The organism is Edaphobacter sp. 12200R-103 (genome assembly GCF_010093025.1).
In the GTDB taxonomy this organism is placed as follows: Bacteria; Acidobacteriota; Terriglobia; order Terriglobales; family Acidobacteriaceae; genus Edaphobacter.
This window is the reverse complement of the sequence record NZ_CP048114.1, coordinates 1,032,049-1,050,887: the sequence shown is the minus strand read 5'-3', so window position 1 is coordinate 1,050,887 and position 18,839 is coordinate 1,032,049. Positions and strand designations below refer to the sequence as shown.

At 58.3% G+C, this 18,839-nt stretch carries 15 protein-coding genes; 4 read left to right on the top strand and 11 right to left on the bottom strand.

Annotated elements, in window-relative coordinates; all coding sequences use genetic code 11:
- Window positions 1-3 precede the first annotated feature (3 nt).
- From GWR55_RS04390 to GWR55_RS04375, 4 genes are all read right to left on the bottom strand, one after another.
- On the bottom strand, window positions 4-1,719 hold the full coding sequence (locus tag GWR55_RS04390) for a carboxypeptidase regulatory-like domain-containing protein (RefSeq protein ID WP_162401174.1): 1,716 nt from the start codon (window positions 1,717-1,719) through the stop codon (window positions 4-6).
- Window positions 1,716-3,218 carry a carboxypeptidase-like regulatory domain-containing protein gene (locus tag GWR55_RS04385; RefSeq protein WP_162401173.1) on the bottom strand — a complete coding sequence of 501 codons (1,503 nt, stop codon included), beginning with the start codon at window positions 3,216-3,218 and terminating at the stop codon, window positions 1,716-1,718. The genes GWR55_RS04390 and GWR55_RS04385 overlap by 4 nt, the downstream gene beginning before the upstream one ends.
- Window positions 3,219-3,613: 395 nt before the next feature.
- Window positions 3,614-4,234 carry a hypothetical protein gene (locus tag GWR55_RS04380; RefSeq protein WP_162401172.1) on the bottom strand — a complete coding sequence of 207 codons (621 nt, stop codon included), beginning with the start codon at window positions 4,232-4,234 and terminating at the stop codon, window positions 3,614-3,616.
- A gap of 17 nt (window positions 4,235-4,251) precedes the next feature.
- On the bottom strand, window positions 4,252-7,497 hold the full coding sequence (locus GWR55_RS04375; RefSeq protein ID WP_162401171.1) for an Ig-like domain-containing protein: 3,246 nt from the start codon (window positions 7,495-7,497) through the stop codon (window positions 4,252-4,254).
- Window positions 7,498-8,151: 654 nt separating this feature from the next.
- Between GWR55_RS04375 and GWR55_RS04370 the strand changes: the two genes are divergently transcribed.
- A complete protein-coding gene (locus GWR55_RS04370) occupies window positions 8,152-9,339 on the top strand; it encodes a glycosyltransferase family 4 protein (protein ID WP_162401170.1) in 1,188 nt (395 codons plus the stop codon).
- A 37-nt stretch (window positions 9,340-9,376) separates the two neighbouring features.
- On the opposite strand, the gene thiS is transcribed toward GWR55_RS04370, so the two are convergent.
- Entirely contained in the window at window positions 9,377-9,601 is a 225-nt protein-coding gene (gene thiS / locus GWR55_RS04365; RefSeq protein WP_162401169.1) for a sulfur carrier protein ThiS, read from the bottom strand.
- A gap of 62 nt (window positions 9,602-9,663) precedes the next feature.
- Window positions 9,664-10,461, bottom strand: a complete 798-nt coding sequence (gene thiD / locus GWR55_RS04360) for a bifunctional hydroxymethylpyrimidine kinase/phosphomethylpyrimidine kinase (RefSeq protein WP_162401168.1) — start codon at window positions 10,459-10,461, stop codon at window positions 9,664-9,666.
- A gap of 269 nt (window positions 10,462-10,730) precedes the next feature.
- Here thiD and GWR55_RS04355 point away from each other — a divergent pair, with 269 nt between their 5' ends.
- Together GWR55_RS04355 and pyrF are read left to right on the top strand one after the other, a co-directional pair.
- Window positions 10,731-11,258, top strand: a complete 528-nt coding sequence (locus GWR55_RS04355; protein WP_162401167.1) for a septal ring lytic transglycosylase RlpA family protein — start codon at window positions 10,731-10,733, stop codon at window positions 11,256-11,258.
- Window positions 11,259-11,331: 73 nt separating this feature from the next.
- Window positions 11,332-12,054 (top strand): orotidine-5'-phosphate decarboxylase, encoded by a 723-nt coding sequence (gene pyrF, locus GWR55_RS04350; RefSeq protein WP_162401166.1) that lies wholly within the window; start codon window positions 11,332-11,334, stop codon window positions 12,052-12,054.
- A 136-nt stretch (window positions 12,055-12,190) separates the two neighbouring features.
- Here pyrF and GWR55_RS04345 read toward each other — a convergent pair whose 3' ends face one another.
- The 5 genes from GWR55_RS04345 to GWR55_RS04325 all read right to left on the bottom strand — a co-directional run bounded on the left by GWR55_RS04345 (window position 12,191) and on the right by GWR55_RS04325 (window position 16,957).
- Window positions 12,191-13,093, bottom strand: coding sequence for a dimethylarginine dimethylaminohydrolase family protein (locus GWR55_RS04345; protein ID WP_162401165.1), 903 nt, complete (start codon window positions 13,091-13,093; stop codon window positions 12,191-12,193).
- 207 nt (window positions 13,094-13,300) lie between these two features.
- Window positions 13,301-13,480 carry a hypothetical protein gene (locus GWR55_RS04340; protein WP_162401164.1) on the bottom strand — a complete coding sequence of 60 codons (180 nt, stop codon included), beginning with the start codon at window positions 13,478-13,480 and terminating at the stop codon, window positions 13,301-13,303.
- Between the two features lie 190 nt (window positions 13,481-13,670).
- Window positions 13,671-14,864: a hypothetical protein gene (locus tag GWR55_RS04335; RefSeq protein WP_162401163.1), complete on the bottom strand. Its 1,194-nt coding sequence runs from the start codon at window positions 14,862-14,864 to the stop codon at window positions 13,671-13,673.
- A 99-nt stretch (window positions 14,865-14,963) separates the two neighbouring features.
- Window positions 14,964-16,028: a CPBP family intramembrane glutamic endopeptidase gene (locus tag GWR55_RS04330; RefSeq protein WP_162401162.1), complete on the bottom strand. Its 1,065-nt coding sequence runs from the start codon at window positions 16,026-16,028 to the stop codon at window positions 14,964-14,966.
- 35 nt (window positions 16,029-16,063) lie between these two features.
- On the bottom strand, window positions 16,064-16,957 hold the full coding sequence (locus tag GWR55_RS04325; RefSeq protein ID WP_162401161.1) for an acetyl-CoA carboxylase carboxyltransferase subunit alpha: 894 nt from the start codon (window positions 16,955-16,957) through the stop codon (window positions 16,064-16,066).
- 387 nt (window positions 16,958-17,344) lie between these two features.
- On the opposite strand from GWR55_RS04325, the gene GWR55_RS04320 reads away from it, so the two are divergent.
- A complete protein-coding gene (locus GWR55_RS04320; RefSeq protein WP_162401160.1) occupies window positions 17,345-18,826 on the top strand; it encodes a hypothetical protein in 1,482 nt (493 codons plus the stop codon).
- Window positions 18,827-18,839 lie beyond the last annotated feature (13 nt).

Here is an 18,839-nt window from a genome sequence, read left to right as displayed (position 1 = left end):
CTTTTAGGGCTGCTGGACGACGACATCTTCATTCACTCTTGCATCCGGCTTCAATTCAAGTGGGACACCCTGGGTAAGGTATCGCTGCAGTGTCTCGGCGTCATTCCAGTGGATCTGCTCTCCGTTTGCGATTGACACCAGAATGTACTGTCCGGGAACAACATTGTTCAGGTCGAAGCTGCCATCTGTGTTTGTCTGGTCGCGCACAATCGATGCGAAGCTGCCTGGATCGTCCAGCCCGGCTGGCACCAGTAGGATCATCGCTCCTTCGATCGGTTTTCCTGCCGCCGCTGCGATGCCGTGCACGGATGCGCGGCCCGTGGCTGTCCGCAGCTTCAGCGTTACATCCCCGCTATGCACGGTTACAAATCGTCCCGTGATCTCAGCTCCCTTTGCCGAGATTCCCATCAGGTAGAACTCCCGGTCCATCAGACGAACCTCATACTTTCCAGGAGGAACCTGCAGGACGACCGGTTGCTGTCCTTGTCCGGCCGATGGTGCATCTGATGATCGTTCGTTGCGAGCACGGAAAAACATATCCTGCGAAAACGACGTAAACCGGGTCCCGTGAATGACGTCTCTTAGCTCAACACCTGCAGGTCTGCCCGCTGCAGAACCCTCGTTTTCGATGGTGATATTCGCCATGTCGCTCGTCGCGGACGATGCATCGATCGTTCTGGTGTCTCCGGGACGAATCTCAATCAACTTGCTCTCACGTTCCTGGTTCGGTCCAGCCATCCGGATTCGATAAAGCCCCGGAGCCAGGCCTCCCACATCCATTTGTCCGTCACGGCTGCGATTCGGGATGGCTGCCGCCATCCCAATACCGCCTGTCCCCACTCGCTCCACCACGGGGAAGGCAGGGAAGCGCCGGGAGCCGGAGACCGCTGGAGCCGGAGCAGATAAGATCACGTGCACCGCAGGAATAGGTGTCAGTTGGATATCCGCGCGGTGAACACCTGCCGGCTTCAGCGATAACACTTCAGCCTCCGCCGGATCGCTCACTCCCGGATACCACGTCCGCTGGTAAGTCACATCCAGGGTGGAGTCCTGAGCCGCCTGACCATTATTAAGTTGCGGCTGCAGCGACGTGCTGTACCAGGGCTTTGCATCCACGACAACCCTGTAGTCGCCGGGCGCCAGTCCGCTGAAGTCATAGACGCCGCGATCATCGGTCTGGGCGACCATCCGATTTCGGAACTCCTGCTGCTCACGATCGGGAGACGCTGCAGGACGGTGCTCCAGAGTGATCCGCGCATTGCGCACCGCTTCACCAGCCTCGTCCACTACCGTTCCTGTAATCTCCGCCTCGGGAGCAAGGCGAAAGCGCAGATCGATTCGAGGTGCGGTCTGCGTCAAAACCACCGCAGAGGAATACTCATCATGAGCGTTGTAGGCCTGTGTCACATATCCAATGGCGCTGGCCATCAGTCTCCATCGTCCTGCGGCTGGAACTTTCATCACAAAGCGGCCATGCTCATCCGCATCCGTTTCGATCCCCGCTGACGGACCTCCCATGCGATACCGCTGACGTTCTATGGGCTCCCCCGAACCGGCAGACTGGGCGCTCAGATGAGCATGGGGCACAGGGCTATCATCCACGCTGCTGACGACGATGCCCGCAATCTCATACGCGCTGCCGTCCGGGGCAGCCCAGGCCTTTGGCAGTCCTGCAATAGCTGCAAAAACGAGCATCATCCGTAGAAGCCGGCCGGTCATGGGCGCATCTCCGCATCCGGCACAGCCTCCAGATTCACCGTGGCTGTCTCTCCAGCGTGGATGGTTGCGCCATGAATATAAGTGGCGTACGCGCCCATGATCTTTGAATCGGCCAGGTTGTCGTAGGCTCTGTCTTCAAATGCAACCACCTGGTAACTGCCCGGAGGAAGGTATGGAAAACGGAACGTTCCATCGGCGCCGCTGTGTCCTTCATAGAAGGGAACTGAAGCTGCTTCCGATGGAATGGCATAGATCCAGGCTGGCTGCGTTGTTCCTTTCATCGCCGTTGTGCCTTGCAGTCCTCCCGTACGATCACTGACGGTCACAACGATGGGAGCACTCGCTGCACCCCACGTGACTGTCATCGTGTTGCGCAATAGATCCGTCGTGCCATAGCTCGCAGCCTTAACAAACCACTGGCCTGAGCTGCGGGAAACCAGCTTGTAGGTTCCCGGTGCCGCATGAAGCGCCGACTCCTGATTGTTCTGCCTTTGGGCGGCCGCTGAGGGGAAAGGGTTCATACGAACGCTCTGGATATTTTCCAGAAAGATTCCCAACTGCTGGGCCGTGGGCAGCGCTTTATCGGACGTTGCTTCAGAATCCGCCACAATCTGAAGCGGTATGGGAGGAACGGGGCTTAGCTGCATCACCAATCCGGCCTCCTCACCATCACCGACCGTAATGCTGGCCTCTCCGTACTCCATCGTGCTCCCACGGTTGGAATAGCCGATAAGGGTAAAAGTGCCAGGCGGAAGCTCTACCCGCATCTCGCCACTCCCGGCTTCTGCGGCCCTCGTCACCCGGACTGGAAGAATGCTGCCATCGCTCGTCTTTGCCAGCAGGCTGGGGAAACCTCTTTCTTCGCCAGTCTCAATCTTCAGCTTCACCGGGTATGACTGGCTCACCGCTGGGTGCAGTTCCAGCCGCTGTTCGGTTCCACCAGGAATATGAAGAAGACCATCAGGATCTGCCGGGTAAGCTACTGGAAGAATGGCCTGTCCGGAACCTGCCAGTCGTGGAGAAAAGTTTGTCTGTACCCGGTAATCGCCGGCCGGGACAGTAATTCGGAACTCTCCATGTGCATTGGTCAGCCCTTGTCCCATCGGCACCATGTGATGACCGCTCTGGTTATAGATACTCCGCAGGGCTGAAACCATCGTTCGGGGGAGTGGAGAGTGATCCGGCGCCGTGACGGTCCCTGTAATCAGGGCCTCAGGCCGCATCCGCAGAATGATCGGCGTCCCCATCTGTTCGACCCGCAGGGTTCTGCTGGAACCCCCTCCTTCGCCTCCAAAATAGAATCCGGGCTTCCGGACCTCAAGCGATACGCTTCCTGAGGAGGTGAACTGGTCAAACTCAAACCTGCCTTCGTGGTCGGTCAGCATGGCTCGGCCATTCACCTGAACCAACGCACGGTACACGGGAGATCCGGTCACCGCGTTCAGAACCACCCCGGAGAGTACCGAAGGAGTGGAAGAGGACTGCGTAGCAATCGGCAACGGGGGCACCGTCTGCGCACTGCAAAAAAGCGTCCCTATGATGGGCAGCACAAGCGCAGGAAACAGACCTATCGTCGATCGGAAGAAGAACAAGCAGTCACTCTCGGGATAAGACGGTGCAACTCGCCTTATAGTGAGACGTTGCAAACCTAAAGATTATGCCTGATCGTCAGGATTCAGTTTCAGACTTATGTCTGATAACACATATTATGTATAGTCAACCTGTAGCCGCCCGTTAGAAATGTCATGTTCAAGGGATGGGCCTGAGAGGCGGCCTCCCTTTTAGGGGTCAGCGAATGCTAAATGTACCGACTTCGGTCCCACTTTTGCGTGAGACTCTTCGGCGCTGGATGATGGCTGAGGGCATGTGGCTTTCGCGGAAACAACGTAAGCGATTACCTCCGATGCTGCGGGAAGCGGAGGACGATTCCCGCAGCAAGACGGAAGCTGTTCTGAACATTGGTTGTGCTGTTGGGGAACTGGGTACGAAGCCAGTCTGCCTGGATGGCGCGGATTGCGAAGTGGCCGGATAAACCGATGTCAACACCGCCACCCACCTGCAGGGCGAATGAGTTATAGGCTGTCTGTTCTCCAGTTAGCGACGGAAAATAGCTGTTCCAGCCGTGCGACTCCCCGATCAGTCCCTCGCCGAAGATAGCGAGATTCCGTTTATGTGCGGCACCCAATGATTTATTCCATGTATAGCGTGGACCGAACGTGGCCGTGACCATGGTTAACCCAACGCCGCTGTTCGCGGCGGCCTTCACGTTCGTACCCGTAATGTTGGCTGCAATGCCCAGGCCGCGATATGTCTGTGTCGAGATCTCAATCCCACCTCCCTGTTGCCAGAAGGTAGGAGTAGAGACCAGATTGCTATGCTGTGCCGTGTAAGTGACGGCGAGGTCCACTTCCTGGTGGCCGAGTCTGGAGGCAGTTGCAGTCGCCTGTGCTTTCAAACTGGCGGTCAGCAACAATGGAGCAGCGAGCAGCAGAAAATACCGAGATACCAAGTGCATTATTTTTCTCCTCATGTCTACTGCACGTTGAGCGTAGCGTTGACGGAATGCTGAATGGATGCGCTGGTTGCCGTAATGGTGATGTTGTAGGTCTTCGGAGCATGGCCGAAGAAACCATTGCCATTCCCACAACCGGTCAAACCAGCCGTGGCAGCCACACCTGCAAGCAGAAGAACCGCCATAAAGAGATACCGTCCCGCTGCGCCTCTGCCCCTAAGAAGCCGCTTGCGCTTTACACCAGCTAACGGCAACAGAAGCAGCCCCATAGCAATCGGAGTGACGTTCCTGCCCAGATTATTTGCGCCGAGTAAAGAGACCGTCTGCACGCTGACTTTAATCGCCGTCGGTCCGCCATCGGCTGCAACCGTCGTCGGATTAAAGGTCGCGGTTGCGCCTGCGGGAAGTCCAGTTGCCGTGAAGCTAACGACTCCTGGATAAGCTCCATTGGTAGGAGCAACTTTCACCGTGTAGGGTGCGGTCTCACCGGAGATCACGGTCTGGTTCTGCGCCGAAGTCAGAGTCAACGTGAAATCCAAGGCCGCTGGCGGCGTCACCGATATTGTTTGCGGAGCGCTGGTCGAGCTGCCATAGTGACCATCGCCGGTGTACCCGACTGTGATCGTACTTGTACCCACCGGAAGTATCCCTCCCGGTATGGTCACCACGACGGTGCCGTCCGGTCCCAGCGTGCCGGTTCCGATGGCGTTGCCGTTGTCATAGATAGTTACTGTGCCGCTGGCAGGCGTGCTGCCCACCGTTGGCACAACGACCGTAATCGTTGCAGGCTGACCGGCGACGGGGGAAGCCGGGCCAACGGTAATTGTCGGCACGCTGATGACTGGAGCGACATCGAACGAATTGCTGGTGGCCGTCAGCGTCACCGCCGGTGCAACACCCGAAGGCGTCACCGTAACGTTGGCGTTCAGGACATCGCCGGTTCCCGCCGTGTCTACGTTCAGACCTGAGAACGTCGCGACGGCTGGATCGCCGGGATTCACCGGAGCAACCGTCGTCTCGGTCAATGTTCCGTTCAATACGCCGGCACCGGTGAACGAGACCGTCAGCGGAATATTCGGAGCTGTTACGCCGCTCTCGGTGATACTCAGGCTGACGGACGGCGAAATCGCTACGCCTACCGTCGTGTCGGTCGGCTGCTGCATAAACTGAACGCTGCCGTAGTTGCTCTCGACCGCGCCAAGATCAAGCTTGCTGTTGATCGTGCGTGGCAATTGGCGTTCATCTGTCGTCAGGTCGACCGGCAACTGCGTCGGATCGCCTGCCTGCATCACCGGGCTTCCCGGGATCGGCAGCATCGTCCGCACCGTCTGGTTAGGGCCGTAGTAATACAACGGAGCAAGCATCACCTGCGCCGCGGTTACCGGCGTTCCCGCCGTGCTGGTCAGGTTGAAGGTGGTCTGCGTTCCGCACGAGCCGCAATCGTCGTTCGGGCTTCCCGCCTCGGTGTTCCCTGCCACAATGCTGTTGCTCACCGCAATCGTGCCGACGTTCTCGATGCCGCCACCCAGAGCGCTCGCCGCGTTGCCGGTGATCGTGGTGCTCGTGACCGCCGCCAGGCCCTGGTTGAGGATCGCGCCGCCATTACCTGAACTTGCGGTATTTCCGTTGAACGTGCTGTTCTCAACGTTCAGCACACCGCTGCTGTTGATCGCGCCGCCGCTCGCCGCGCTGTTGCCGGAGAACGTGCAGTTCACCACCGACGCCGTGCCGTTGATGCCATTATTCAGCGCGCCGCCAGCCTGCCCTGTCGCTGTGTTGTTGTTCAGCTCGCAGTTGTTCAGCGTTAGCGTGACGCCCTGATTGTTGATCGCGCCACCGCCGGCCGTGGTGTTGCTGCCACCGCTCAGCGTCACTCCACTGATGTTCGTCACAGAGTTGGGATTTGTGATGTTGAAGATCCCGGTGCTGCCCGCACCTGCGATCGTCAGCTGATTCGCCCCCGGGCCGTTGATGTTGAGATTGGCCGTGTCATCCGGCAGCGGACTGTTCAGAGTGATGGTGCCGGTCAGGCCGGTGACGGTGACGATGTCGCCTGCACCCTGCGTGTTCGCCAGGTTCAGCGCATCACGCAGCGAGCATGTATCGCCGGAGCTTCCGTCGCACAGGGAGGAAGGATCGGTGCTGTCTGCGGTCGTCGAAACTACCAGGTTGTAATTCTGTACCGCGCCAAGATCGCTCGCGCCCGAGGTCTGGCGTACGACGCCGCGCTGATCGGTTGCCAGCGAGCTGTTCAGACCGGCGCCGATGATTCCGGTCTTGCCGGGAAGCGGAGCCATCGTCACCGTCGGCCCACCGTTGTACTGCAAAGGCGTCAGCAACGAGGTAACTGTGGCGTCGCCGTACAGATTGCCTGTTGGAGGTGTGCAGGCGAGAGCGCAGTGCAGGTCAGGGTCAACTGATGCTGAACTATTTCCAGAGACGATGCTGTTCTTGATGACAACCTGATTCCCGGTAACCCAGACTCCCCCTCCGCCGGTGCTCCCGCTGGCTGTACCGGTCGTAGAGTTTCCGATGATCGTGGAGTTGTTGATCGTCAGCCTTGTGCCTATTAGCACCCAGATCGCTCCCCCCTGTAGTCCAGCAGTATTGTTGTAGAAGGTGCTGTTGTTCACCGCCAACTGGGTGGCGTAGATGGCCCCGCCGTCCGCCGCAAGAGCCGTGTTGTTGAAAAACGTGCTGTTGTTGATGGTCACCAGTGGCGTCGATCCAAAGAGAGCGCCACCGGCATTCAAGCCGCCCACACCCCCAGCTGTGTTGTAGGAGAACGTACAGTTGTTGATGAAGATCGCAGCAGCGGTATAGATGCCTGCGCCCTGGTGCGAAGCGGCAGTCGTCGCATAGCCATGCGTGATCTCCAAACCGGAGATGACGCTGTTCGTCGTGCCCGTTCCAAAGCTGAAGACCCCCACCGCATCGCCGCCGGAGATCGCCAGGATGTTCGCTCCGGGACCGTTGATCGTGACTGGTTTCGTGATCACCAGCGTGCTGGCGACCGTAATGGTGCCCGTCACGCCGGAGAAGTTGATCGTATCGCCACCGCTACCGGCATTCACCTGATTGATCGCGTCGCGCAAGGAACCGGAACCAGAATCCGATGTATTTTTGACCGTGTAGATCGCGGCGAACGCGGTCTGCGGAATGATCAAAATCAGCCCTAACAACGCCATCGCAAATGAAACCTTGAGAAACGGTTCCTTAAAAAAACGCAAGAAGGGGTGCGAGGAGCGGAGGGAGGGTGCATTCATCAGAGGTCTCCAAGGCGGGTTGGACAAATCGACAGATAGGAACGATGACAAAACGTTGAATAGTCCCAAGGAAAATAGCGACACAACGAATCTGGTTTCTGTAACCGGGTTAGTCCGCTAACCTATTTCGTTGCAGCACTTATAAAGGCAGCCTGGCAAAAGTAACTGTCAGAGTTCTTGATATCCATGCAACTTAAGTTGCATGGGGACTTAGTCTGGTCGCTTAGGATCGCCATCTGATTTTTAAGTAACGGCCAACAGACTTCGTGGACAAGCGAAGATTCATGGCCCGGCGGCCTGCGATCTATCCGAGAATCCTGCGATCTATCCGAGAATATCGATTGGTGCAAAATCGCCAACTCGCTCATCGATAGCGGATCGGCACTCACGCGTAAGCTTCTCGTCAGTGAACGAACGACTTACAAAAATCCGCGGGGGGGGGGGATGGAAATGTGGAAATCGCAAAAGCGCGATTTCACACATTCCCACCGCACGACGACTACGAGGTTATACTGACATTTCTAATGGGCTAGAAACCCTGACATTTCTATCGGGCGCCAACAAAACCTTAGGTTCAGGTTTGCCACTTCCAGCCGTGCCCAGGAGCCTCCATTCCCCTTTGTTACTATCGACCTGAGGCCCTTCCCACCCTTCATGAGAATCGTTCAGGCTGTCTTTGGCGTCTTTCATCACTTTGAGCTGGCTCGCGAGCTGGAACGCCGCGGACATCTGTCCGTCATCTACTCCACCTTCCCTTGGCGCCGCCTTCAGCGCGAAGGACTCCCGCACTCCCGTGTGCAGACCTTCCCCTGGCTCCATACCGCGGAGTTTCTGTTTCAGAAGTACCGCATCGGAGGCCGGTGGGCCACCGACTTTCTCGGCTATAGGAACGCCCTGGCCTTCGATGAATGGATGCTGCGCCGCATCCCGGTCTGCGACGCTTTTATCGCTATCTCGGGCGCGGGCCTTAAAGCTGGCAAAAAAGTTCAGAATTCGGGCGGGGTCTATATCTGTGATCGAGGATCCTCCCATCAGCGCTATCAGGAGCAGATCGTTACGGACGAATATCAGCGCTGGGGCGTCAATATTCCAGTCAGCGACGAGAGAGATACCGTCCGCGAGGAAAAGATCTATGAGGCCGCTGACCTGATTACCGTGCCCTCAGGATTCGCTGAGCGATCGTTCCTTGAGATGGGGATTCCCAAAGAAAAACTTCGCCGTATCCCTTATGGAGTGCGCCTGGAGCGCTTCCGTCCGGTTGGGCAGCCTCAGGAAGGAAGATTTGACGTCTTGTTTGCCGGCGCGGTCAGTCTTCGCAAGGGATTTCCCTACCTCCTCCAGGCGTTTTCGCAGGTCCAGCACCCGGCCAAACGCCTTCGGGTGGCTGGCGCCATGCGGCCCGATCTCGAAGCCGTACTCTCGCGACTCCCTCAGCAGAACGTGGAGTTCCTGGGTTCAGTCCCCCAGGATCGTCTCATCGAGCTGATGAGCACTAGTACCGTCATGGTGCTTCCCAGTATTGAAGAAGGCCTTGCCCTGGTCCAGGGTCAGGCGATGGCCTGCGGGTGCCCGGTGATTGCTTCCACCAACACTGGCTCCGAAGATCTTTTCACTGATGACGTCGAGGGCTTTATCATCCCCATCCGTGATACGGAGGTTCTCACACACCGCATGCAGCAGTTGGCGGACGATCCCTCCCTGCGTGAGCGTATGAGTCAGGCAGCACTGACGCGGGTCAAATCATTGGGTGGATGGAAAGAATATGGAGATCATTGGGAGCGGCTGCTCTACGAGGTGACCGGGCAGAACCTCCGGGAACAACGCGTCCAGCTTGCAAAGTAACTTTAATATTTTTGGCGTATATGGATGAAAACACTAATTATCCTATTGATCCGCCGCCCACAAAATGAACCACTTCCAGCCGGTCATTGTTCTCCAGCCGGATCTCGTTCCACTTCTGTCTCGTTGCGATCTCCCCATTATGCTCTACCGCGATACGGTCGCCCTTAAGCTCCAGTTCTTTAAGAAGATCCTCCAACGTGGAGGACACTTCCAGAGCTTCAAAGATTCGCGTATGGCCGTTCAGGACGAGCGTAAGTGGCATAGAGATAAGGTAACAGGACTCTGCGCGCCTCAGGCCGCTGCCTGAATCATGGCTGCGCTTCGCTAGCGGAGTGGCCAAAGATGGTTCAGCGGCCCATTCCCAAAGCCGAGCGGCACTGCCCGACGTATGGCCTCGGCGACATACTCCTTGGCTCTCGCAGCAGCCTCCGGGGCTCGATCTCCCAGCACCAGCCTGCTGAGTAAGGCGCTTGATAAGGCACACCCGGTTCCATGGGTCGACCGGCTCTCGATACGTTCCCCCCGAATCCACTTCGGCTCGTGATCGGCAGCTAGCAGCAAATCGTCCGGCCGCTCAAGATGGCCGCCGGTCGCCAGAATGTTCAGGTTCGAAAAGCGTCCCTGCAGGGAGCGCGCCGCCGAGACGAGCTCTACTGGCGTCTCCACCCGCTCTCCTGTCACGAGGCTCAACTCGGCGAGGTTCGGAGTTACCCAGTCCACGAGGGGCAGCAGTTGCTCTTTCAGCAAATCGACGCCTCTGGTATCGAGGAGTTCTCTTCCCGAACTTGAACGGATGACGGGGTCGAGAACGACGGGAGTGCCGTCCGAAGACCTGCGAACTCTCTCCAGGTAGTTGGCGACGACCTCTACAATCCCGGACGTCCCCAGCATCCCCAGTTTTATTCCGGCAGGCGGCAGGTCGGAGTAGAGGCAATTGAGCGTTTCGGCAAGCGTCCGGCCGGTTACAGGCTCACTTGAACGCACTCCTGTAGTCGACTGAACGGTCAGGCTGGTAATCGCGGAAGTTCCAAACAGCCCATGCGCCGCAAAAACCATCAAATCTGCAGTGACCCCTGCGCCTGAGGAAGGGTCAAAGCCGGCGATGGTGAGAACGGTCTGCATAGATACGAAAATGGCCTTTCCGGAGCCGTTTTCAAGAATTTTGAGGTTTTTCTAATTTTTTCGAGAAAAAGGTTCAAGACCCGGGTTCCAACCATAAAATGGCCCGAAATGGGCTCAAACGACTTTGGAAGGTCCGAATATCGAAGCAGAACTCCTTGATCTTCTTTAGCACAGCTGAGTAGCATCCTGCAAGTCGAAGTTCCCCGTAACCCTGTGTTGCTGATTGACTTAGCAGTTTCCGCCTAGGGACAATATTACTAGGAGGTTGCATGAACATTCTTTCTACGAAGATGGGGGAGAAGCTTGTCCCCACCAGGCGTGGAGTTGCCATCGCAACACTGCTGGTCGCACTCGGAATCACTGCGTCGGCCAGCGATCCTGCTGTATCGGCGAAGAAGCCTGTAGAGAAAAAGCCGGTTCAGCAAGGCAAGGCGCGCCGCTGGTTCCAGGTTGGAACAGCGTCGTGGTATGGACGATATTTTCAGGGCAAGCAGACGGCCAACGGCGAACAGTACGACATGAACAGCCTCACCTGCGCCCACCGCAGCCTCCCCCTGGGGACCTGGCTGCGCGTGACCAATCTGAAGAATCGCAGATCCATATTCGTCCGGGTCAACGATCGAGGCCCGGTGCCGGACGACCGCATCGTCGATCTATCCTATGCTGCGGCTAAGGCCGTCGGCATCACTGGTCTGGGCAAGGTCAAGCTTGAAAAGCTTCGGCCCGGCGATGCGGAGATGGCGCAACAGCTCATCACGCAGTTCCGCCAACCGGTCACAGTCGGCCAGGGACTCTAGTTCCCTGCCAGATCTTCGACAGCTTCAGTCCGGCGGGAACGGAACTCCCCGGAGCATCCGCTAGACTGAAGCTGTGAAGAATCTCTCCCTGAATCAATCTCCTGAAGACTATCTTGCTGTCGCGCTGGACGTTCCCGACGCTCCAGCGGCTCTGGATCTCGTGGACCGGATGGATGGCGCCTGTCGCTGGCTGAAGGTCGGCATGGAGCTGTACTACGCTGCCGGCAACGGCCTCGTCGAGCAGCTCAGAGATCGCGGATACAGCATCTTTCTCGACCTGAAGCTGCACGACATTCCCAATACCGTTGCCGGGGCCGTTCGTTCGGCTACCCGTGCCGGGGCCAGCCTGCTGACGGTCCACGGCTGTGGAGGCGGAGCGATGCTACGCGCAGCCTCTGAGGCTGCCCAGGCGCCCGGTTCGCCACGGCTGATCGCCGTCACAGTGCTGACCAGCATGGACGCTGGGGAGTTGGCCGCGGTCGGCGTCACGGAGACTCCTGCTGCGCAAGCCCTTCGACTGGCGCGACTGGCGAAGGCAAGCGGGATCGACGGAATGGTCTGCTCGGCGGAAGAGGTTTGTTCGCTACGCCAGGAGATCGGCGACGATGCTCTCCTGGTCGTGCCGGGGATTCGTCCCTCAGGGACATCGCTGGATGACCAGCGCAGAGTGTCGACGCCGTCCGATGCGATCAGGCGGGGTGCTTCTCTGCTGGTGGTGGGGCGGCCGATTACCAAGGCGCCCGACCCGGCAGCAGCGACACGGGCTATTCTGGCCGAGATTCAGTCTGAGCTTTAGTCGTAAACATCCCCTCGCAGGTTGCTGTCCGATCGGGCGATCGCCGAGTTCGGGGATGGAGGAAATAGGCGCAAACGGTAAGGCCCGGTAGGCGATCACCGGGCCTTGCTGTCTTGATTTAGAAAAGCGGGAAGCCTTATCCGTTAGTTACCCTGCTGTCGCTCAGCCGCAGCGCGAGCGCCTTGGCGGAGCCTCCTCCCCGGATGAACTCACTCAGATTGACCTCAACAACGTTGTAGCCGGCCATGCCGAGCCGTTCCGCCAGATCGGTTCCTGCTGCACCCATGATGATCTCGCGGCCCGCGTTGATGAGGTTGCACGCGAACCTGGTAGCTTCAGCTTCAGTGACCATGATCCGCATCTCCGGGGCAAATGCTGCTTCTATCTTTGCCAGGGATGGCTTGTCGAACGCACCCGGAAAATAGACCAGGTGGCCACCGGATAGCGGCGCGAAGCAGGTGTCGAGGTGGTAGAAGCGAGGATCCACCAGGTGAAGCGAGCTTACGCCGACGTGGAAGGCATCCGCGACATGACGATGGCTTTGAAGGCAGGTCCGTACGCCGTGGGCAGCCCAGATGTGATCTCCGGTTGCGTTGAAGAGAGCGTCTCCCTCACCTTCGAAGGCGGTCTCGCGGGGTGTCTCCCAGACGATAAAACCGGCAGATTCAAACCAGCGGCGCAGATTCTTCTCCTCCGCCTGGCGCTGGGGATGAGTAAAGCTGGAAAGGGCGACGACGCCATGCTGCACCAGGGCGGCATGGCCGACGAAGACCATATCCGGCAGGCCCTTCTGCCCGTGAATCAGACGGATGTCGCCGATGCGCTGCAGCTGGCTGTGAAGCTCTTTCCACTGCGCGTAGGCAAGGTCGCGTGAGGGGCGATGGAGATTCCCGGCCATCCAGGGATTAATAACGTAATTAACGTCATACCACTCCGGAGGGCACATCAGGTAGGTAGGCCGATCAAAATGCGGGAGGGAGGTAAAGGAGCGATGATTCGAGGAAGCTGAAGATGGATTCGACACTGCAATGGTGCTCATAGAACGAATTCCCTACTTTCGGACTAGAGTCTGCCCGGCCAAAGAGACAGTCGTCAAGTGAAGTAAACGTTATTTTTTGTACAACTTTGGTACATCAGTGCTACAACGGGACTTAGCCGCGTCCCATTTTTCCACAGGCAACAGAAGAGGCCCCGTATTTTGGGGCCTTCCCTTTTTTGCTGCTCGTAAATAGAAATCAGCTAAGGCTTACAGCTTCTCAAAGAACTCGCAGGCGGAGCAGGAGATGTAAACGCCGCCCGGAACTCCGCGCTCACGATCCTTGACACGCTTGACGATGCGGGTGGGTTTGGAGCACTTCGGGCAATCTGTGCTCTTGTTGGTGTCCATGACCTTCTTACGGTCGCCAGTCTTGGCAATCTTTGCCATAATGCTTGCTCTCCCTGGTACGAATGTTTCGGCTCGCGCGCGGGATATCCGATGCTCGCTGAATAACTTGCAGAAGCATCGAAGACATCCGGAACTTCTCAGGATTGTCCGGGCAGCGCCTCGGTAGAAATCGAAGGAGAAGAACTGCGGTTGTGGCTCCCATGATTTTACATCGTTGCGGTGCCGAATGCTACGGCTGGGTGCCGAGCGAGGGCGCCTGTCTGCCAATATCCTGCGGCCGGACCGGTTGTGTCGTCTGGACACTGGGGGGCGGCGCCTGGCTTTGAGGATCGGCGGGTGATCCTGGAACCGCTGGTATGGGTTGCCGGTTCGCCTGCCGGGAGGCGTCCTTATCGGTTGGATACTGTACCTTTCCCTGAGCATTAGCCGGGGCAGCCTCGCCCGGCAGACGGAGGGTCGGAGGTGTGGGCGCAGCAGAGTCGCCGCCATCTTTTCCAGGAGCCTTGTCACCCATAGCGATCACCCGTGTGTTGGCCGGAACCTCAGCATCCTCGAGCTCATTCTTGTCGTGAATCTGGAGGGGCTTACCCAGTTCGGCGATCTCGACTACAGAAACCCGGTCTCCCTTGAAACGGATAAATTTCACGGTCTGGGGAACGTGGCCGTAGATCCACTCCTCATAAACGGCGCCATTCGCGTCGCCGCTCTCTTCGCGCACCTTACGCTCCGGCGCTCCAAGCGAGGCAATCACCATGCGCTGGTTCATACCGACCAGGACCTCGTGCGCAGCGACAGCATCCCGGAGCCGGGGAGGAAGCGTGTCGGCGTAGGCCTGCGCTCCGGACTTGACCCCAAAATCAATGACAGGTGCGAGCAGCGCCTTCACCTCAGGAGCCGAGACGTCCGGAATGCCGCCGGGAAAGACCAGGGTGATACGCGAGCCCATGGGACGTTCCCCGGTGGTAGCCGCTACAGGGTTGTCGTTGAACTGAATGTGGCTGAGAAATCGATGCTTGGCATAGGGACCGCCATTCAGGTCAATCACGAGCTGGTCGCCCTTAATGGAAAGCGCGGTCACCATCACACGATCGCCCGGCCCTGCGGCCTCTCCCTTCTGATAGATCATCTGACGGTACTTATCGCCTGCCGGAGACAGGTCCCCATTGGCCTTAAGGGTTATAACGCCGACCGGAAGCGCAAGATGCGCGAAGCCCTGCTCTGCTTCGAGATTGCGAATCAGTTCCCTGCGGCCGCGTTCTCCGAGCTTGTCGGTCGGTAGTGGAAGGCTGGTAGGGGTAAAGGAGGTGGCGATCTCAGACGTCGCGGTCTTCTCTCCCACAACAAAGACCTGTGACGAGACGAAGGGAGCAGAGAGGAGGAAGAGCCCTGCAAAGAAAACCCAACTGTGCGTGTGCGTCGCCATGGAAGCACCTCGGGTAGAAACAAGCTTGCGCCTTCTCATCTCTTTTGACAAGTGGGAGGCGGCGAATGGTTTTCCAGGCTGTGAAAGAGAGAGAGATGCTTAGGTGCCGGAGGAGGGCTGTCGGCTGGATTCGCCGGGAGGGTGATTAACGGTCGGACCCTGCGGCGTGGAGGGAAGGATCTGGACCAGCGCGGGAGGACGGCTCTGAGCCGCCTGCTCCATGGCGACGTGCTCGGCGGGCGGCTTCGCCTCCATGGGATAGCCTCCCGGCACGATGGGCGGATGCGTATAGTTCCAGGCGTAGTCACGGGTGACTCGAACCAGAACGACCAGACCGATGGCGAGCGCCACCAGAGTGAAGCGCGCAGCCTCCGGTCCGTAGCGGCCTCCTGTGAGCCACCGGCTGCCCCGGGCAATCGTCGCGACCAGCACAGAGAGATGGTGACGTCCTCCAACCGGAAGGCCAAAAAGGATTCCCATGCTGGCCGTCCATGCAAAGTGCATCCCCCAGGCAAGCCACAGGCCGTGTGTTCTGAACCATGCGACAGAGAATAGGACGCCCATCAGCAGAGCAACGAGCACGCCGGTAGAACTGGCGCCGTTGACCATTACCTCTGCAAGTGCATACAAAACCGTCATGCAGAGCGTGGCAGCAACAGGACCGATACCATCGACCAGGCAACGAAACGGGTAGCCGCGGAAGATGACTTCGATCGCCAGACTGGCTGCGGCGACAGAAAAGATGTTGGCGATCAACAGCCGAAGCGTTCCTGGCTCGGTCCAGAAGGTGACATGCAGACGGTTGGTGAGAGCCATGGGCAGGACGGCCAGGATGACCATCCCCCAGCCGATCGCAGCTCCGGTGAGCCATTCTTCTCCGGCAGTAGAACGTGTGGGAAGTCCAAGCACGGAGCGCATGGATGCCGGGCGCCTTGCGATCGTCTCCAGCAGGAAGTATCCGATCCCCAGCAGGAACAGAAGGAATATCCCACTGAGAAAGGGCTGCCACACATCCACGTTGAGGCGGGTGGTAAGTCCGCGCGCGGAACTGTCCGCCAGCAGCCGCGAGGATATCGCCCAGGCTAGGGCCGCGGCGAACCGGGCTGCCTGAAAGGCCTTCCCTGCTCTCCGATGCGGGGTCGTTGGGTCCGACGGATACGACAACCAGTATGCTCCAAGGGCGGGCCAACGCCGCCGCGCTATGCGCCGACCGTGGCCGGCGTCTGTGCTCCAGCAGAATCGCTGGTATAAAACTGCGCTATATTCCGGAACTTGCGGTAACGCTCCTCCAGAAGCTGATCCAGAGGAAGCGCGCGAAGGGCTGCCAGGTGAAACTGCAGCCGCTCATCCAGTGCAGCGAACGTAGCGGGCGCATCGGCGTGACTTCCCTCCCCGGGCTCCGGGAGAACATCGTCGACACAGCCAAGGGCACGGACATCGGCGGCGGTGTACTTCAGCGCGGCGGCTGCCTGTTGTTTTTTGCCGGCGTCCTTCCACATGATGGAGGCGCAACCTTCCGGCGAGATGACCGAGTAGATCGAGTTTTCAAGCATCAGGACGCGGTCGGACACCGCAAGCGCAAGCGCTCCACCGGAGCCGCCCTCGCCGGTGATGGTGGCGATGGTAGGGACACGCAGCCGCGACATCTCAAGCAGGTTACGGGCAATCGCTTCGCCTTGTCCGCGTTCCTCCGCACCGATGCCGGGATAGGCCCCTGCAAGGTCGATAAAGGTAAAAATGGGCCGCGAGAACTTCTCGGCGATCTTCATCGCCCGCAAAGCCTTGCGATACCCCTCGGGATCAGGCGAGCCGAACTTGCGGGCCACACGCTCTTTCAGGGTGCGTCCCTTCAGGTTTCCAATCACCATGACCGGCTCGCCATGAAACCATGCCATACCTGCCGACATCGCCTGATCGTCGCCGAAGGCGCGATCGCCATGAATCTCGCTGAAGCCTGTGAAGAGTGCCTGAATAAAATCCATCGGATAAGGACGCTGTGGATGTCTCGCTAACTCTGTACGGGCCCACGCCTCTGGAATCTGCGGAGCGCTGGTTCCTGCATGGGTTGCGGTGCTTGCTTCTTTTTCGGCCATATCTTCAGCTTGTCCTGCTCTCTTCCGATTGTATGCGATATGCGCATCCGAGTGCCGCACTGTTAACTGCTGAAGATACAGCGGATGGCCGCTAAGTTGCATCGTAGCTAAAATTAGGAGGATAGCTTTCGCAATGAAGAAGCCTCTTTGCACTCTCCGAGGCTGTCCTATGCGTAAAGGCTATCGCTCCGGATCGGGAATCCGTAATGCATACCCCTCTTCGACTGGAGATCAAGCAACATTGATTTCCCTTTGGTGAGGGACATACCGCCGGAATCAATCCCTATGGACAGAAAGTAATTCATGCGTTTCCGCTTTGCTGTTGGAATTTCTGTTTTTTTTAGCTGTCTCTGTTTCGGGCAGGCGCCGGAGGTTGTGCCGGATGGAATGAGCGCAGTTCCTTCGACGGCAAACCTGATCGATGGCCCCCAGCCTCATCTCGACATCAGCGCGGCTGACTCCAGCCCGAGCAGCAGTTCGTATCAGGGCCAATTCTTCCGGCCCTACTATACATCGACAGATACCTATGACGTAGTTGCTCTGGGAGGACGCACCGTCCACCATCCTGAGATGGTTGAGCCATTTCACTGGAAGGGACTTCTGCTGCAGTCGCTTTCTTTCGACATGCTGCAGAATGTGACACGCGTTATGACGGCAGATCAGAAGGACCGGCATCTGCTGCTTAACAAGCCATTCTGGTCGAACTACTGGGCTTCTCTGCAGCAGTTCAATATGCGCCGCTGGAACGATGGCGACAGTATTCAGGTCAACTACATCGGTCATCCCATGCAAGGCGCCATCTCCGGTTACATCCTCGTTCAGAACGATCCGCGTGGGCGCAACCTGGAGATCTCGCGAAGCCGGGAGTACTGGCGCAGCCGCTTCCGCGCCTTTCTGTGGACGACAGTCTATTCGACCCAATGGGAGATTGGTCCCCTGGGAGAGACAGCCATCTTCAACCAGGGAGGATTCACCTATCCCATCCGCTGCAGCAAACATCCGGGAACGCCGGACTACTGCGAAAATCCGAACACGACTTACACCAACAACACTGGATGGGTCGACTTCATCATCACTCCGATGGTGGGCACGCTATGGCTGATGGGAGAGGACGCCATCGACCGTTATATCTCTGACCCCCTGGTGCATCGCAGTCCCGACAACTTTGGCTGGAAGGTCGTGCGGTCGTCTCTCAATCCTCCGCGCTCTCTGGCCAACATGCTGCGCGGACGCTATCCCTGGTATCGCGACTACGAACATCCCAGCGAATACCAGTCACCTGTCCAGATTCGGTTCCAACACCTGATGTCGGAGCAACCGGTTGAACATATTGATTTGTTCCCTCATTACTCGACCATGGGGCTTTTGACGAATCACACATCATGCACAAACTGCCGCACAACCGCCGCGGGCACCGGGCTTACGCTGGGCATAAGGATGCGGCGTTATCTGGACTTCGTCAGCGATGTCTCGGTCTATCCGGATGCGAGCCCTGTATCGGCGCTCAGCGTAGGAGGAACCCTGACGACGGCGACCTTCGGCGTTCGATCCGGCTACTCGACCAAACGCTACGCTGTGAAGGTCGGCCTGGCGCCGGGGTTCGCAACGTATTCCAAAACCGGCGAGGATCCGGCCGCGCTGAAGCGAAACTTCAACTTCGCCGCTTCAGCCACCGCTTCCGGAGAGATCCGGCTGAATGAACACTTCGGTTTCCGCGCCACTGCCGTGCAGACCCTCATTCGCGTCAAGAGCACTGTGCGCGATCCAGACGGCATCGGGACGCCCCCACGTCTCTACTTCATGTCGCACGACAACTACATCAACACGACGAACTGGGGCGTGCAACTGGGGCCCGTCCTGCGCTTCTAACCTACCCTGCCAT

Coding starts and splice junctions, on each gene's coding strand:
- GWR55_RS04390 (WP_162401174.1), bottom strand. CDS start 1,719: ATGACCGGCCGGCTTCTACGGATGATGCTCGTTTTTGCAGCTATTGCA.
- GWR55_RS04380 (WP_162401172.1), bottom strand. CDS start 4,234: ATGCACTTGGTATCTCGGTATTTTCTGCTGCTCGCTGCTCCATTGTTG.
- GWR55_RS04375 (WP_162401171.1), bottom strand. CDS start 7,497: ATGAATGCACCCTCCCTCCGCTCCTCGCACCCCTTCTTGCGTTTTTTT.
- GWR55_RS04370 (WP_162401170.1), top strand. CDS start 8,152: ATGAGAATCGTTCAGGCTGTCTTTGGCGTCTTTCATCACTTTGAGCTG.
- thiS (WP_162401169.1), bottom strand. CDS start 9,601: ATGCCACTTACGCTCGTCCTGAACGGCCATACGCGAATCTTTGAAGCT.
- thiD (WP_162401168.1), bottom strand. CDS start 10,461: ATGCAGACCGTTCTCACCATCGCCGGCTTTGACCCTTCCTCAGGCGCA.
- GWR55_RS04355 (WP_162401167.1), top strand. CDS start 10,731: ATGAACATTCTTTCTACGAAGATGGGGGAGAAGCTTGTCCCCACCAGG.
- GWR55_RS04345 (WP_162401165.1), bottom strand. CDS start 13,093: ATGAGCACCATTGCAGTGTCGAATCCATCTTCAGCTTCCTCGAATCAT.
- GWR55_RS04340 (WP_162401164.1), bottom strand. CDS start 13,480: ATGGCAAAGATTGCCAAGACTGGCGACCGTAAGAAGGTCATGGACACC.
- GWR55_RS04335 (WP_162401163.1), bottom strand. CDS start 14,864: ATGGCGACGCACACGCACAGTTGGGTTTTCTTTGCAGGGCTCTTCCTC.
- GWR55_RS04325 (WP_162401161.1), bottom strand. CDS start 16,957: ATGGCCGAAAAAGAAGCAAGCACCGCAACCCATGCAGGAACCAGCGCT.
- GWR55_RS04320 (WP_162401160.1), top strand. CDS start 17,345: ATGAGCGCAGTTCCTTCGACGGCAAACCTGATCGATGGCCCCCAGCCT.